Here is a 15,320-nt window from a genome sequence, read left to right on the forward strand (position 1 = left end):
AGTGCCGGGCGGCGGGGGGGGGCGTGTCCGGGGGGGGGGGCGCCCGGGCGTGTCGGGGGGGGGCCGGGGGGCCCCCCGGGGGGGCCCCGGGGGGGGCCGCCCCCCGGGGGCCACGACAGTGGCCGGGCGTCAGGCCGGTCCGCTCCCCCGGGACCGGTCCCGGGTTCTCACCTGCCCCTGCTCCAGCGGAACTCGACCTCCGGGAAGCGGGCCGCGGGCCCGCGCAGCAGGGGAGCCGGGCGGTGGGCGAGGAAGCGCCCGAAGAACGCGACCGTGTAGGCGCGCACCACCTCGGTGGCCCGGTCGGGTTCGATCGTCCCCATGAATTCCCGCCAGAGCGTGTCGGGCCAGACCTGCCGCAGTCCGATGGCCTCGGCGTAGGACGGCAGGTCGGTGGCGCTGAGGTGGCCGCCACCCGCGAGGTGCAGATGGCGGCCCCAGCCGTGCTGTGCCGCGCGCCAGCGGGCCCAGGACTCATGGTCGGGCGACGAGGTGAGCAGCAGGAACGGCCGGTCCAGACCGGTGTCGGCGACGGTGGTGCCGAACAGGCCCCCGTCGAGGTCGAGTCCGGCGACGAAGCGCCGGTCCTGGCGCATGGCCTCGGCCGCGGCCGGTCCTCCCATCGAGTGGCCGAGCAGTCCGACGCGCGGCGGTGCGAGGCGGTCGGCGATGAGCCGGTCGGCGACGAAGCGGAGGTCGGCGGCGCGGACACCGGTCTCCAGCCGGTCCTGGGCGTCCCAGTCGGCGGGGGCGGACGGCAGATTGCCCCGGATCAGCCGCCCGTCGGGGAAGTGGACGGCGGCGGCGTCGTAGGTGTGGTCGACCGCGGCCACCAGGTGTCCGTGCGAGGCGAGTTCGACGGCGAGCGAGGTGGTGAGGGACCGCGCGGCGCCGCGGCCGTGGCTGAGCAGGATGAGCGTGGGGCGGCGACCGCCCCGGCGCACGGCGGGAACGCCGGTACGGATCCGGGCCAGCGAGCCGGCCGCGACTCCCCACTCGCCCTCCAGGACGGCGGCGGTGGCCGGGGGGATGTAGGCGCTGAGGCCGCCATGGCCACCGCCACCGCGCTCGGATTCGGTGCCGAGCTCGGAGTCGTCGCGGTCGGTGGCGAACCAGAGTTGGACCATGAGTTCGCGCGGTCGGGGCAGCGGCGCGAAGGGGTCGGTACGGGCGCGATCCACCAGTGGGAAGGCCCGGGTGACGACGGTGCCGGGCCCGGTGGGCGCGGGTAGCCGCAGGCCCCGGCCGGCGACGGGGAGCGCGGAGGTGCGCGCACTGGCATGGGCGGGCACGGTGCAGAGCCCGGCCGCGGCCACGGCGCCTCCGGCTCCGAGCAGCAGGGAACGACGAGCGAGCACCGGCACCTCCTGGGGAGCCACGGGTGCGGGATGCGCCCGGGGCAGGCACACATTAATTGGTCCGGACCAATTGTCGGGAGGGGTGGGAGGGGAGTTGATCAGATCGGGTCTCCCCCGCGGAGCCTTCACCAGGGCTCCTGGGCGCGGCGCACCACCCGGTGGCCACGCCCGCCACCGTACGACCACCGGGGCGGAGAATTCGCTCACGCCGGAATCGGTCGACGGTTCGATGTGGGCGCGATCTCCGCCAGGACGTGCGGTACGCCGGGGAGGTTGAACCGCCGACGTTCACACGCCCGTGTACACCCGGGCGCCTGTCGCCGCGTGTATGCCGGAGACATGGTCGGAGCGGTGTCGGCGCGCCGTAGGATCCCCCGCGTACGGGTGCCGGGGCGACCCGGCCGGAAAGGTGCGTGGGCCGGTGACACGGGTCGAACAAGAGCAGGACGGGGCGCGGATTCACGCCTCGGGAGCAGGACTGCGGCTGCGCGGCGGTCGGGAGGTGCTCCGGGGTGTCACGCTCGACATCGCGCCGGGGCAATTGGTGGGCATCGCGGGTGGCAGCGGCGCGGGTAAGACCCTGCTGCTGGAGACTCTCGCCGGGCTGCGGCGCCCGGCGCACGGCCTGGTCCGGCACGACGGACACGAACCGGCCGACGCCGCGGTGCCGTTCGGATTCGTACCGCAGGACGACATTGTCCACCGCGGTCTCGATCTCCGCCGGAGTCTGGTGTACGCGGCCCGGCTGCGCGGCGCCGAACCGGCCGCCGTCGACCGCGTCCTCGGCGAACTGGGGCTCACCGACCGCGGCGGACAGCGCGTGGGCACCCTCAGCGGGGGCGAGCGTAAGCGGGCCGGGATCGCGGTGGAACTGCTCTCCCGGCCCCGCGTGCTCTTCCTGGACGAGCCCACGTCGGGACTGGACCCCGCGACCGGCGACCGCCTCATGGATACCCTCGCCGCCCTGGCCGCCTCCGGCGTCACGGTGGTCCTCACCACCCACTCCCCCGCCGATCTGGCCCGCTGCGACCTCGTCGTCTTCCTCACTCCCGACGGCGGCTTCGCCCACGCCGGCACCCCCGACGAGGTGCTGCGCCACTTCTTCGCCGAGAACCTCACCAAGGTGTACGCGGCGGTCGCCGAGCACCCCGTGACCCACCCCGAGGCGACGGCGGCGCCCCGGCTCCGGAGCAGGCGCCGGCTCGCCGTCCAGGGCCCGGGGCCGTTGTGCCAGTGGCGGCTGCTCACCCGGCGCGGCGGTGAGATCCTGCTCAGGGACCGGTTGTCGACCGCCATCGTGGTGGGCTCGCCGCTGATGATCGTGGCGATGTTCGCACTGCTGTTCCGGCCGGGTGTCTTCGATCCGGCGCGACCGAGCCCGTCGTCGGCGGCGATGGTCCTGTTCTGGATCGCGTTCGGCGCGTTCTTCTTCGGACTCGCGTACGGGCTCCTCCAGATCTGCGGCGAACTGGCCGTGGTGCGCCGGGAGCGCCTCACCACACTGCGGCTCGGCCCCTATCTCGCCTCCAAGGTCGCCCTGTTGCTGCCGGTCCTGGCATTCGCGGACGTCCTGCTGCTGGCCGTGCTGCGCGCCCTGGACCGGCTGCCGGACGCCGGGCTCGATGTGTACGCCTCGCTCTTCGTCACCAGCTCGTTGGCGTCGGCGGCCGGGCTGGCGCTGGGGCTGCTGACCTCGGCAGCCGTCTCGGATCCGGGCCAGGCCGCGCTGATGCTGCCGTTGCTCTGCTTCCCCCAGGTGCTGTTCTCGGGCGCGTTCGTACCGGTGCCGCTGATGGCGACGGCCGGGCAGTGGATCAGCGGCGCGATGACCAATCGATGGGCGTTCGAGGCACTCGGCGCGGGCGTTGACCTGGAGCGGCTGTGGACGGGGGGCGCCTCGCCCCTGGGACCGCCGCTACTCGCCTCGTACGGGGACAGCTTCTCCCACGCGCCGTGGACGCGCTGGCTGATCCTGCTGGCGTTCACCGTGTTCTTCCTGGTCGCCGCGTGGTGGGTGCTCGACCGGCGCTGTCCCACCGTCGCCCGGCCGCTGGTCAACAGGTCAACCGGGGGCTGAAGCCGCCGGCCGGGGGAACGCGGTCGCGGTAGGTGTCCTTCAGGAAGCGGATCAGGGCGTCCACGTCGTCCGTGTTCGACGGGAGCCCGAGGGACACCCGGACCGCACCGCCGGAGGGCAGGGCGAGCCGGGAGAGATAGTCGTCGATACTCCGTATCCCGCGGTCACGGCCGGTGCGCCGGAGGGCCCGGCGATCGATGCCGAAGGCCGCCTCGCCGGTGCCGGGGTTGCAGAAGCACCCCGTCCGCAGCGAGATCCGGGCGGCCGTGCTGTCGCGGGCGACGATCCGTTCGTCGACGACGGCGCCGCGCGCGTCGAGCACGTTCAGTGCCACGGTACCGCCGCGCCGGTGGGTGGTCCGGGGCCCGTACAGCCTGACCAGCGGGCGGCCGTCGCTGTGCCGCAGACCGCGCAGTCCGGCGAGCAGTCGGTCGGTCAGCCGGGTGACGTGGGTGTGTATCGCCTCGATGCCGATCGACTCCACCCAGTCGAGTCCCGTGCAGACCTCGGGGATCGCGTGGAAGTTGACGGTGCCGTCCTCGAAGGCCGCCGCGCCCTCCGCGAGGCGGTGCCACTGCGCCTGGGCGCTGACGACCTGGATGGTGCCGCCCGAGAACCACGGCCTGCGCAGCAGCGCCAGTGACGTCGTACGGGCGATGAGGCAGCCCACTCCGGTGGGGTAGCCGAACACCTTGTACCAGCTCAGCACGGTGAAGTCGGCGGGCCAGCGGTCCAGCCGCAGCGGATTGGTGGGGGCGAAGGCCGCGGCGTCGAGGAGGACGTGCCAGCCCGCCTCCTGGGCCGCTGGTATCCACTCCAGGGAGTGCTGGACACCGGTGAAGTTGCTCTGCGCCGGGAACGCGAACAGCCCCCGGCCGCCGCGCCTGCCCCGCAGGGCGTGGCTCATATCCGCCTCGTCGATGCGCAGTTCGGGCCCGGTCAGGGGAATGTAGGTGGTCGGCGCGGACCGGGCGCGGGCGAACTCGCGCAGGCCGTTGACGGAGTTGTGGTTGTCGAGCGTCAGCAGCAGCTCCGCGTGGCGGCGGCGGAAAGGATACGCCTCGCCGACCAGCCGGCAGGCCGCGGTGGCGTTGGCGGTGAACACGACCGTAAATACGGCCGGATCGGCCCCGGCGAAGTCGAGCACCCGGCGGCGCGCCTCCTCCACCAGTGCGGTGGTCGGGGCGGAGGCCGGGCTCTCGGTGTGCGGGTTGCCGTAGACGCCCTCGGTGAGCCGCGCGGTCTGAGCGCTGAGCTGTCGCCGGGCGGGCAGTCCGGCACCGGTGTGGTCGAGATAGACGTGGCGGGTGTCGTCGAGGTACCCGTACTCCCGTGTGCGCAGCCGGGCGAAATCGGGTTCGGCGCCCGTCCCGTCGCGGTGGTTCCAGCGCGGCTGTCTGTTGTCGGTCCCGGTGGTGTCCATGCCCATGACCTCCCAGTTCCCTCACTCCAGGATGCGGCCGTGCGTGGCACCGAGGCAAGAAGGCCCCCTGACGGCGTACCAGGTCACGGGGCGTGCGCTGCGTTTTCACGCACGCCCCGTGACGCGCTGTCATCGCCTTGACCGCCTTGCCCCCGGCGCCCCGCGGGCCCGGAACGCGGGGCTTCACGGGGGCCTGGAGGGTCATCGCCGTACCCCCGCGAGACCCCCATTCCCGGCTGGTGCAGCCGCACTCCGCACATGCGATCGAGGCATGGCCGGCACATGTGATCGAGTTCCTGGGCGCGATCACGTCAAGTACCCGAATGCCGCCACTCCGTCACCCCTCGCTGCTCGGCGAGGGGCCCAGGCAGGGGCGGGCCGGCGCGCGAGCGGGGATCCGCCGCTCCTCCGTGATGGTACGGAACGGGGTGCGACGGGGCAGGTCACAGGGCGGGCCCCGAACGCGACGTGGCGCGACCGGGCCGGGCGGGCGGGGCAGGCCCGGCGCGGCGGGGGCCATGGCCGACCGCGGCGGGAAGCGGGGGGCGGCTGTGCGAGCACAGGAACGGCCCGTACGACTCCGAGAAGTCGTACGGGCCGCGTTCCCGCAGTCTTCTCGCGGGGGGTGTGTCTAGCGCCAGCGCTCCGGGATGTTGGCGATCTGCGTCAGCAGGTCCCAACCCTTCGGCTTGAGCGAGGGCGAGTTCCAGACGGCACCATGCCCCACCCAGTAGCCGCGGTAGTCCCGGATGCCGCTCAGGCCCTCCCAGGTGCCGGGAGTGCCCATGTCACCGATACCGGACTCGGTACCGCAGCAGTCGCAGATACCGGCCGTGGGCCATCCGTTCTCCCAGAACAGGGCTCCATCGCTGTAGCCGCAGATCCGGCAGATGTCCTCGTTGTCGGTCTCAGGGTGGTTCATATGTGTCTCCGGTCGGCGCGGTGTGTCGTCACCGCCTGGTGCCCTGTCCCTTCAGATAGTCCTCAAGGGTGGGGTACCTGTTGGGATCGTAGCCCCTGGGGTTGCTGGGGCTCTTGGGGGCAGGACGGTTCATGGTGCGCGGCAGACCGTCACCGGCGTACGAGGCCAGGGTGTTGGTGGCCTCGTCGTAGACCACGTAGCCGCCGTCGGGCCGGTCGTACACCCGGTGGCCCTTGGGGATGTTGGGAAGATCGGCGGCCGTCCGGTACCGGTGCGCCATCTCGACGTACTCCCGGGCCGACTTCAGTTCGGGGAACTCGGCCTTGTGGTTGCTGTAGTGCTTCGACGCGTTCTGCGCGTGGGGCGTCTTCATGGCTCCGGACCCCGTGTACCGAGCGGCCCAGATGTGTGCGACGTTCCCCGAAGCCTTCTGCGACTTGAAGTACGCCTCCATGGCGGACATTCCCTTGGCGCCGAGCTTGCCGCCGGTGGCGCCCCAGCCGAGGATCGGAACCATCGCGGCGCAGGACAGACCGGCGTTGAGGGCGTCGCCCTCGGCGCCGTACCAACCGCAGTTGATCGCGTCCGCCGGCTCGCCGACGACGGGGATGAGACCGGCGACATCGAGGGCGAGGTGACCGCCCTCCTTCACCATGTCCCAGACGCTGCTCTCCTCGTCGGCCATGGCCGCCTGGAACTCGTCCTCCATCTTCTGGAGGTCCTCGGCGGCCTGACGGGCTTCCAGGTCACGGCGGAGCGCCTCGACCTCCTCGCGCGCCTTCTTGACGGACGCAACGAGCGCCTCCTTGGCGGCCGTGTCGGCCGCCTTGGCGTCCTTGCCCGCGTTGATCGCGGACTGACGGGCCGCGTTCGCCGCAGCCCATGCCTCGTCGGCCGAACCACGGGCCGCCGAAGCGGAGGACTCTGCCTTCGCCGCGTAGACGTCGGCCTTGCGGGCCGCGTTGTGGGCGTCAGCCTCGGCGGCACGCGCGGTCCGGGCGGACTGCGCGGCCTGCGCGGCCGACGCCTCGGCGTCCTTGGCGGACTGGGCGGCCTGCGCGGCGTAGGTCTTGGCCTGCTCTGCCGATGCCGCCGCCTGCTTCGCGGCAGCCGCGGCCTCGGCCGCCGCCTTCCGGGCGACCGCGGCGACTCGCGCCGCCTCGGCTGCATCCTGCTGGGCCTTGGCCGCCACGGCGGCGGAGCCGGAGATGAGCTGCTGGACCCGTGCCACATGGGTCGCGGTCAGCCGGTCCTCGCGCTGGGCCTGGTACTGACCGCTCTGCACGAAGGCGCGCAGCAGCGCAGGAGGTCCTTCGAAGGCGACCCGGGCCGCGGCCTTGACCTCGGGGGTGCCGCTGCCGATGAGCTGGACCGCGATCACCCGGTCGTCGCTGATCCGGGCGGTGTGCTGACCCTGGGTGATGAACGCCCGCAGGGCGTCGGGCGACCCGTCGGCGAGCGCGGCCTGAGCCGCCGCCTTGACTCCTGGGCCGGCCGAGTTGACGAGCTGGACGGTGTGGACCCGGTAGTCGTGGATCGCCGCCTGGTGCTGGCCCGTGGTCAGGAAGGCGCTGATCGCCGCGGCATTGCCGTCGAGGGCGGTCTCGGCGGCCGCACGGACCGGCTCCGACTCCGACATCAGAGCGAGCTGCTCGACACGCGCGAACTCGTCCCGCTCGGTCGCTTCCTTCCAGCCGGTGCGCACGTAGTCGACCACGGCGTCGGTGGGGCTCGCGAGAGCCACCTCGGCTGCGGTACGGCTCCAGGGACCGCGGGTCTTCATCGCGAGCAGCGCGGCCTGGCGGCCCTTGGCGGCCACCTGCGCCGGGTCCATGCCCGGCTGGGCCGCCTCGGTGGCGAGCCGGACGGCTTCCGCGTCGAGGGCCTTGGCGTCCTGCCGGGCCTTCTCCGCGTCGGCCCGGTGCTGGTCGTCCTCGGCCTTGAGGTCCTTGGCCTGCTCGATCGCGGCGGCGGTGCGGGCGGCCAGTTCGGCGGCCTCGACCTCACGCGCGATGTCATGGGTGGTGCGGGCCTTGGCCACCGCAGCGGTCGCGGTGTCGGCGGCCGTCTTGGCGGCGGCGGCGTGGGCGGTGGATTTGGCGGCTGCCGTGGCGGCGTCGCCCGCGTGCTTGGCCGCCTCGTCGGCCGCGGTGGCGGCCTTCTCCGCGTGGTCGGCGGACGAGTTGGCCGCGTCCTTCGACTCGCGTGCGGCGGTGGCGGCCTTGGTGGCGAGCCCCTGCGCCGCGTTGGCGGCGCGCGTCGCCTCACCGGCGTGCCGGCGCGCCTGGGCGGCGGCGGCGCGGGCCTTCGCGGACGAGGCGCCCGCCTGGTCCGCGTATCCGCTGGCCTGGTAGGCGGCGTCGGCCGCCGCGTCGGCGTTGGCGCCCGCGCTGGCGGCGGAACTCGCGGCGACGCCAGCGGCGACGGCCGCGACGCCCGCCTGCTCGGCGGCCTTGGCCGCCTTGCGCGCTCCCTTGGCGGCGTCGCGGGCGTTCTCCGCTGCCTTGCGGGCGGCGGACGCCTGGCCCGCGTCGGTGGCGGCAGCAGCAGCCGCGCCCCGGGCGCGGGAGGCGGCCTGCGCGGCACCCGCTGCGGCGGATGCGGCCTGGGCGGCGGCGTTCGCTGCCACCCGTGCGGCGGTGTTGGCGGCGCTGGCCGCGTCGATGGCCTTCTGGGCGGCCTTGGCCGCGCCCTGTGCGGCCTCCGCCGCGCGGGCGGCAGCGGACGCCGCCCGCTTGGCGTCGTTCTTCGCGGCCTCGGTCTCTACGGCCGCTCGCTGCGCGGCCTCCTTGGCGAGCTTGGCAGCGGCCACGGCCCGCTCCGACGCCTCGGTCGCGGCCTCGGTCTCGGCGGCGGCCCGCCGGCCGGCCTCCTCCGCCTGCGCGGCGAGTTCGGCGATGGTCGCGTGCTCCTGGTCGCGGGAGCGCGCGATGTGCTGGCCGACCTCCAGGAACTCCTTGACGTCGATCGCAGTGCCATCCATCGCGACCTTGGCGGCGGCCCGGACGTTGGGCCCGCCGACGCTCATGATCTGGACGAGCTGGACCCGGTTGTCGGAATCGCGCGCGGTGTGCTGCCCCTTGTCGAGGAAGGTGCGGACGTCGCGGATCGAACCGTTCAGCGCGGCCTGTCCGGCCTGCTTCACACCGGCCGCGCCGTAGTGCGCGATCTGGGTGACGCGGACCCGCTGGTCCTGCTCAAGGGGCGCCTGCCAGCCGCTGGCCAGGAAGGTCCGCAGTTGCTCGTCGGTGCCACCGAGCGCCACCTGCGCGGCGTCGCGCACGCCTCGGCCGCCGATGGAGACGAGCTGGACCGCGGCGACCCTGGTGTCGTGCCGCTCGGCCAGGACGTGCTCCTGGTCGAGGAAGACGCGTACGTCCGCGTCGGTGCCCGTGAGGGCCACCTCGGCAGCGGCCCGCACGCCGGGACCGCCCGACCGCCACAGTTCGACGATCCGCCCCCGGTCGGTGGCCGGGACGGGGCTGCCGATCTCCTCACCGTCGGGGTTCTCGTTCGCCACGGCGGGCGCCGAGTTGACGAGCCCCACCACCAGGGCCAGCGGAAGCATGGACCCCACGAGTGCACGCATCGAACGCGGCACTCTCCCCGGTCCACATCTTGTACTCAATTTCGGCAACAAACTCAACCCTCAATTTCACTGACCAACTACCTGGCCTGCCGACGAATTTCGGCGGGATGAGCATAAACACGATGAGAGTCGATCCGGTGCTGTCTGATCACTTTCTCGACAGAAGGAAGAAAATCAGCCACTCATGACTGATTTTCGCCGATAACCCCTCTGACGTGTGATGCACCTCATGCGCAACAGGTGGTGACCGTCAGATACGATCCACCGGCACTCTGTTGAACGCCCATCAGATGTGCGGGGGGAGGCGATTATCCGGACTTCGGCGTCGCTCGCCGTGCATCATCCGGAAGGAATTACCAGCGTGATATCTCGCACTCGCAAGCGTTTCTTTGCTTTGCTGGCAGGTTCGGTGGCCACCATGGCCGGAATATCCACTATCGCATTCGCCAATACCTCTTCCGCCGGTGCGACGGCCGTCGAGACACCGCCCACCGCGGTGGAGGACTTCGCCTACCCGGGGGCGGCGAAGATCCTCACCGAGAAGGGCATCAAGCTCATCAAGGGCGATGGCCAGATCGTGCTCGCGGACTGCGATAACTCCGTCGACCAGTTCATCGTGTGGACCCGGGTCGCCTCCGGGAAGTTCTGCTTCCGGGCCCTGGGCAAGAGCGGTCACCTCACCCTGGAGCTGGACAAGGTCTACGCGATCCAGACCGCCGCCCGGCCGGTCAGCGCGGACCTGACCACCAACGGCCAGACCACGACCGTCAACGTCCCCAAGGACCACCTTGAGGGAGTCGGCGAGGGCACCACGGGTGCCCCCACCATCCTGGTCGAGCTCCGTGTCACCGGCTGACCCCACCCCGAACCGCCGCCCCGTCCAACGCTCTTTCGAGGACTGACACAGAACACCCATGGACAGCAGACCCCGCACACCCCGCCGACGTCCGCGCGCCGCCCTGGCCGCCGGCGTTCTCACGGCGGCCCTCGCCGCCGGTCTCCTCACCGCGGTACCCGCCCAGGCCGTCGCGGGCGCCCCGGCCCCGGACGGCACGTACACCTTCACCGCCAGGCTCGACATCGGTGGCGAACGCGTCTGTTCGGGCGCCCTTGTGGCACCGCAGTGGATCGCCACGGCGGCCTCCTGCTTCGCCACCAACCCCGAGCAGAGCCACATCATCCCGTCGGGCAAGCCCACGCAGAAGACCGTCGCCACCGTCGGCCGCACGGATCTCGCCGCCACCGGGGGACACGTGGGCGAGATCGTGGAGCTGGTGCCGCGTTCGGACCGCGACCTTGTGCTGGCCCGGCTCGCGAAGCCGGTCTCCGGTGTCGCGCCGGTCCCGGTCGCCGGCTCGACGCCCGCGCCCGCCGAGGTGCTCACGGTCGGTGGCTACGGACGGACCAAGGACACCTGGATCCCCGGCCGGCTGCACACCTCGACGTTCGCCGCGGGCACCGTGGACGCCCTCACCCTTCCCCTCGCGGGGACCTCGGCCAACTCCGCCGTCTGTAAGGGCGACACGGGTGGTCCCGCCCTGCGCACGGTCGGCGGGAAGGTCGAGCTGGCCGCAGTCAGCAGCCGTTCTTGGCAGGGCGGCTGCCTCGGCGTCGACGACCCGCGCAACGACGCGGTCGCCACCCGGGTGGACAACCTGAAGGACTGGATCGAGACCACCACCACGGCGGCGCCGGTCACCGACTTCAACTGCGACGGCCAGCGCGATGTCGCCATCGGCGACCCCGGGGCGACCGTCGGCGGCGACGCCAAGGCCGGACTCGTCCGGATCGTCTACGGCGGCGGCAAGGGCACCGCGGAGATCAACCAGGACCTCGCGGCCGTCCCCGGCGGAGCCGAGCCCAGCGACTGGTACGGCGAGACGCTGGCCACCTTCGACCACGACCTCGACGGCTGCACGGACCTCGCGGTCGGCACCCCCGCCGAGGACCTGGGCACCCAGGCCGACGCCGGCACCGTGCAGGTGCTCTACGGCGCCCGGGCCGGTCTGACGAAGGGCAAGGCCCCCCTCAACCTGGAGCAGGGCAACGGTGGCGGCGCCATCGGCGCGTCCGGTTCCGAGGCCGGGGACCGGATGGGCCACGCGCTGGCCGCCGGTGCCACCTCGATCGGTGACCCGTATCTGCTGATCGGTACGCCGGGTGAGGACCTCGGCACCGTGGCCGACGCGGGCACCGCCTTCTATCTGCGCGGCAGCGTCAACGCCGCGATCCACCAGGACAAGCCCGGTGTCTCGGGCGCCCCCGAGAAGGACGACCGGTTCGGCAGTGCGGTCGCCGGATCGCCGCGACACCTCGCGGTCGGCGGACCCGGTGAGGCCGTCGAGGCCAAGGCCGGGGCGGGCGGCACCGAAGTGCTTGAGCACAAGATCAGCGCCGACGGCATCCCCACGCCGATCGCGGGTCTCACCCAGGACCTCGCCTCGATCAACGGAGACGCGGAGCCGGGCGACCAGTTCGGCGCGTCGCTCGCCATGGTCCCCTACCGTCCGGCGGGCGCCGCTTCGGCGACGGACTCCATCCTCGCCGTCGGCTCCCCCGGTGAGGCCCACGGCACCGTGAAGGACGCGGGCCGTGTAGTCACCCTCCGGATCCCCGCGACGGGCCCGATCACCCAGCTCAACGACATCCACCAGGGCAGCCCGGACGTGACCGGCAACATCGAGGCGAGCGACGGATTCGGTCGGCGCGTCACCGCCATCAGCATCGCGCCGGGCGCGGTGAACACCCCGCAGAACACGCTGCTCGCGGTCGGCACGCCGAACGAGGACATCGGAGCCGCGGCGGACGCGGGCACGATCACCGTCTTCCCGCTGATCGGCGCGCCGGGCGCATCGGACGTCGTCATCGAGCCGGGCCACGTCGGACTCCCGGGCGCCCCCGGGGCGGCCCAGCGGCTGGGCACCAACATGACGGCCAACGGCTCGCACCTCTATGTGGGTATGCCCTACGGTCCCGCCCCGTTCGGCGCCGTGCACACGGTGCCGTGGGCGAACATCGTCGACAAGGCCACCGAGCCCGTGACGACGTACCAGCCCGGCAAGGGCGGACTGCCCAACGCGGGTGACCGGTTCGGCACCGCCATCCAGTAGCGGCCACCGGCACACGACTTCGCGGCGCCCCCCGCCCGGGGGCGGCTCCGGTCCACCTCCTCGCCGAGGTGGACCGGAGCGCCGGAACTTATCACTCCGCGATAAGCTTCCATTCCTCCCATACCAGCGGGAAACCCCTCCGGCAGGGCGGTACGCGTTCGTTCACGGCCGCCCCCCGGTGCTCCCCCATGCAGTCCTGACGATGTGGTACGCGTCCGCGCGTCCGCCTCCCCGGCCCGTGTGCCGTGTCCCGGTCGGGAGAACTCCCCCTGTCGCCCAGGCCGCCTGGGCGACGAACCCTTAAGGAACTCATGTCTTCCACACGATCCCGAAGACTGCGGCGCATACCGCTGTTGGCCGCCGTGGCCGCGAGTGGCGCGCTCGTCATGCCCACCCCCGCACAGGCCGTCGCGGGTACTCCCACGACGGGGAGCGCGTACGCGTTCACGGCGAAGATCGCCGTCGGTGACGCACAGGCGTGTACGGGTGCCCTCGTCGACGCCCAGTGGGTGCTGACCGCGGCGTCCTGTTTCGGACAGCAGCCCGTCCCCGCGGGTGCGCCGAAGGTGAAGACGACGGCGACCATCGGCCGCGCCGACCTGGCGACCACCACCGGGCATGTCGTGGACATCGCCGAGTTGGTGCCGCGCGCGGACCGGGACCTGGTGATGGCCAGGCTCGCCACGCCCGTCCTCGACGTCGCCCCGGTCGTCGTCTCCACCACGGCGCCCGTCGCCGGCGAGACCCTGCGCGGCCTCGGCTACGGGCGTACGAAGGACACCTGGGTGCCCAACAGGGTCCACACGGGTTCCTTCACCGTCAACAGCGTCACGGCGACCTCGGTCGGCATCACCCCGGCCGCCGGCTCCGCGATCTGCAAGGGCGACGCCGGTGGACCGGCGCTGCGCGAGACCGACGGCAAGACCGAACTCGTGGCCGTGCACAGCGCCTCCTGGCAGGGCGGCTGCCTGGGTTCGGACGAGACCCGCACCGGCGCGGTGGAGACCAGGCTGGACGACATCGCCCCCTGGATCCAGCAGGTGCGCGCGCTGCCGCAGGAGTCTCAGATCGTCTCCGGTGACTTCAACAAGGACGGCAAGTCCGACGTCGCCGCCTTCTACGACAACGGCACCTCGGTCGACGGCAAGAACATGGCGTCGCTGCACGCCTTCTACAGCGACGGCACCGGTTTCGCCGCTCCGCGCAAGGTGTGGAGCACCCCCGGTGGTTTCACCTGGGCGGCCAGCAAGGTCACCTCCGGTGACTACACGGGCGACGGCCGGGACGACATCGCTGTCCTCTACAACGGCGGCAAGGCCGCCGACGGCAGGAACATCTCCTCGCTCTACATCTTCGCCTCCACGGGCAGCGGCTTCAGCGCGCCCCGCAAGTCGTGGACCACGTCCAGCACCGGCTCGTTCAACTGGAACGCCTCCAAGGTGACCTCCGGTGACTACAACGGCGACGCCAAGGACGATGTCGCGGTCCTCTACGACCGGGGCACCTCGCCCGAGGGCCGGCGACTCTCCGCCCTCTTCACCTTCGCGAGCGACGGTACCGACTTCACCGCGCCCAAGGAGACCTGGGCCGGCACCGGCGCCTTCAACTGGGACGCGAGCCAGGTCGTCTCCGGCGACTACGACGGTGACGGCAAGTCCGACGTCGGCGTCTTCTACAACGGCGGCAAGGCCGCCGACGGCGACTGGGTCTCCTCCCTCTTCACCTTCACCAGCACCGGCACCGCCTTCAACGCCCCGCGCAATCAGTGGACCAGCACCGGCTCCTTCAGCTGGAACGCGTCCAAGGCGGTCTCCGGGGACTACAACGGTGACGGCAAGTCCGACGTCGGCGTCCTCTACAACGGCGGCAAGGCCGCCGACGGCGACTGGGTCTCCTCCCTCTTCACCTTCACCAGCACCGGCACCGCCTTCAACGCCCCGCGCAACCTGTGGACCAGCACCGGCTCCTTCAGCTGGGCCGCTAGCACGGTGACCTCGGGCGACTACACCGGCGACCGCAAGCACGATGTCGGCGTCTACTACGACAACGGCAAGTCGGCGGACGGACGCCAGGCCAACAGCCTCTGGTCCTTCGTCAGCACCGGCACCGACATCCAGGCCCCGGTGCGGCGCTGGAACGGCAGTGTCGTCTAACCACTGACCGACGGCGCCGTCCGGGTACACCACCGGATGACACACCCGTGCCCCGTTCCCCCCGGCCGCCGCGCCGGGGGAACGGGGCACCGCCGTGTCACGGCGGTCCGGGGTACGGAACCCTCCGCTCCGACCACGCCGGGATCGACACCCGGCCGGGACGTCAGACCCGCTCGCCCGGAACCGGCCGGGAGCTCTCCACCACCTCGGCCAGGCGGGCGAGCATACTCCGGTGGCGCAGTTGGAGCAGTGCGTCGACCGCCGTGTTGTGCAACCGGCCGCCCGGACCGCGCAGCGGGTGTTCGTCCACGATGACCAGGGTGTCATCGCCCCAGGGCCGTACCTCGATGGCGATCCGGGCGGTCCCGAGCCGTCCGCTGTCGGCCTCCAATTCCAGCCGGTGGGGCGGGTCGACATCGCGAACGATCGTCTTGCCGGTCCCGGTCCAGGGGCCCAGCCGTACGGTGTACTCGATGGTGGAGCCGAGCCGTGGCCAGTCGCTGCCGTCCTGCCGTGACTCCGAGGGCCCGACCACCCAGTCCCCATAGCGGGAACCGTCGGCGAGGACCGCCCACACCGCCGCGGGCGGTCGTCGGACCAGTCGGTGACGTACTGCCATGAAGTCTCCAGGGCCTCGGAGGAATCTCTTCCCAGCCCTGCTGCCCGCCCCTGGACGAGCCACACACCG

The 15,320-nt window shown here is 72.3% G+C and carries 9 protein-coding genes; 4 read left to right on the forward strand and 5 right to left on the reverse strand.

What is annotated here, in order from left to right; genetic code table 11:
* Positions 1-167: 167 nt before the first annotated feature.
* Positions 168-1,358 (reverse strand): alpha/beta hydrolase family protein, encoded by a 1,191-nt coding sequence (locus ACH4S7_RS14190; protein WP_398521431.1) that lies wholly within the window; start codon positions 1,356-1,358, stop codon positions 168-170.
* Between the two features lie 421 nt (positions 1,359-1,779).
* Here ACH4S7_RS14190 and ACH4S7_RS14195 point away from each other — a divergent pair, with 421 nt between their 5' ends.
* Positions 1,780-3,435, forward strand: coding sequence for an ATP-binding cassette domain-containing protein (locus ACH4S7_RS14195; RefSeq protein ID WP_398521432.1), 1,656 nt, complete (start codon positions 1,780-1,782; stop codon positions 3,433-3,435).
* Here ACH4S7_RS14195 and ACH4S7_RS14200 read toward each other — a convergent pair.
* The 3 genes from ACH4S7_RS14200 to ACH4S7_RS14210 form a co-directional block, all read right to left on the reverse strand.
* Complete coding sequence (locus ACH4S7_RS14200; RefSeq protein WP_398521433.1) at positions 3,413-4,858, reverse strand: aminotransferase class V-fold PLP-dependent enzyme; 1,446 nt, start codon at positions 4,856-4,858, stop codon at positions 3,413-3,415. The two genes, ACH4S7_RS14195 and ACH4S7_RS14200, sit on opposite strands and share 23 nt — an antisense overlap.
* A 631-nt stretch (positions 4,859-5,489) precedes the next feature.
* On the reverse strand, positions 5,490-5,780 hold the full coding sequence (locus ACH4S7_RS14205; RefSeq protein ID WP_398521434.1) for a hypothetical protein: 291 nt from the start codon (positions 5,778-5,780) through the stop codon (positions 5,490-5,492).
* A gap of 28 nt (positions 5,781-5,808) precedes the next feature.
* Positions 5,809-9,369 (reverse strand): hypothetical protein, encoded by a 3,561-nt coding sequence (locus tag ACH4S7_RS14210; protein ID WP_398521435.1) that lies wholly within the window; start codon positions 9,367-9,369, stop codon positions 5,809-5,811.
* 418 nt (positions 9,370-9,787) lie between these two features.
* On the opposite strand from ACH4S7_RS14210, the gene ACH4S7_RS14215 reads away from it, so the two are divergent.
* The 3 genes from ACH4S7_RS14215 (at position 9,788) to ACH4S7_RS14225 (ending at position 14,632) form a co-directional block, all read left to right on the forward strand.
* Complete coding sequence (locus ACH4S7_RS14215) at positions 9,788-10,225, forward strand: hypothetical protein (RefSeq protein WP_398521436.1); 438 nt, start codon at positions 9,788-9,790, stop codon at positions 10,223-10,225.
* A gap of 58 nt (positions 10,226-10,283) precedes the next feature.
* Positions 10,284-12,479 (forward strand): S1 family peptidase, encoded by a 2,196-nt coding sequence (locus ACH4S7_RS14220; protein WP_398521437.1) that lies wholly within the window; start codon positions 10,284-10,286, stop codon positions 12,477-12,479.
* A 311-nt stretch (positions 12,480-12,790) separates the two neighbouring features.
* A complete protein-coding gene (locus tag ACH4S7_RS14225) occupies positions 12,791-14,632 on the forward strand; it encodes a trypsin-like serine protease (RefSeq protein WP_398521438.1) in 1,842 nt (613 codons plus the stop codon).
* Between the two features lie 163 nt (positions 14,633-14,795).
* Here ACH4S7_RS14225 and ACH4S7_RS14230 read toward each other — a convergent pair whose 3' ends face one another.
* Positions 14,796-15,251: an SRPBCC family protein gene (locus ACH4S7_RS14230; RefSeq protein ID WP_398521439.1), complete on the reverse strand. Its 456-nt coding sequence runs from the start codon at positions 15,249-15,251 to the stop codon at positions 14,796-14,798.
* Positions 15,252-15,320: the final 69 nt, after the last annotated feature.

The organism is Streptomyces sp. NPDC020965, from assembly GCF_044333555.1.
GTDB lineage: Bacteria > Actinomycetota > Actinomycetes > Streptomycetales > Streptomycetaceae > Streptomyces.

Coding starts and splice junctions, on each gene's coding strand:
- ACH4S7_RS14205 (WP_398521434.1), bottom strand. CDS start 5,780: ATGAACCACCCTGAGACCGACAACGAGGACATCTGCCGGATCTGCGGC.
- ACH4S7_RS14220 (WP_398521437.1), top strand. CDS start 10,284: ATGGACAGCAGACCCCGCACACCCCGCCGACGTCCGCGCGCCGCCCTG.
- ACH4S7_RS14200 (WP_398521433.1), bottom strand. CDS start 4,858: ATGGACACCACCGGGACCGACAACAGACAGCCGCGCTGGAACCACCGC.
- ACH4S7_RS14215 (WP_398521436.1), top strand. CDS start 9,788: ATGGCCGGAATATCCACTATCGCATTCGCCAATACCTCTTCCGCCGGT.
- ACH4S7_RS14230 (WP_398521439.1), bottom strand. CDS start 15,251: ATGGCAGTACGTCACCGACTGGTCCGACGACCGCCCGCGGCGGTGTGG.
- ACH4S7_RS14225 (WP_398521438.1), top strand. CDS start 12,791: ATGTCTTCCACACGATCCCGAAGACTGCGGCGCATACCGCTGTTGGCC.
- ACH4S7_RS14210 (WP_398521435.1), bottom strand. CDS start 9,369: ATGCGTGCACTCGTGGGGTCCATGCTTCCGCTGGCCCTGGTGGTGGGG.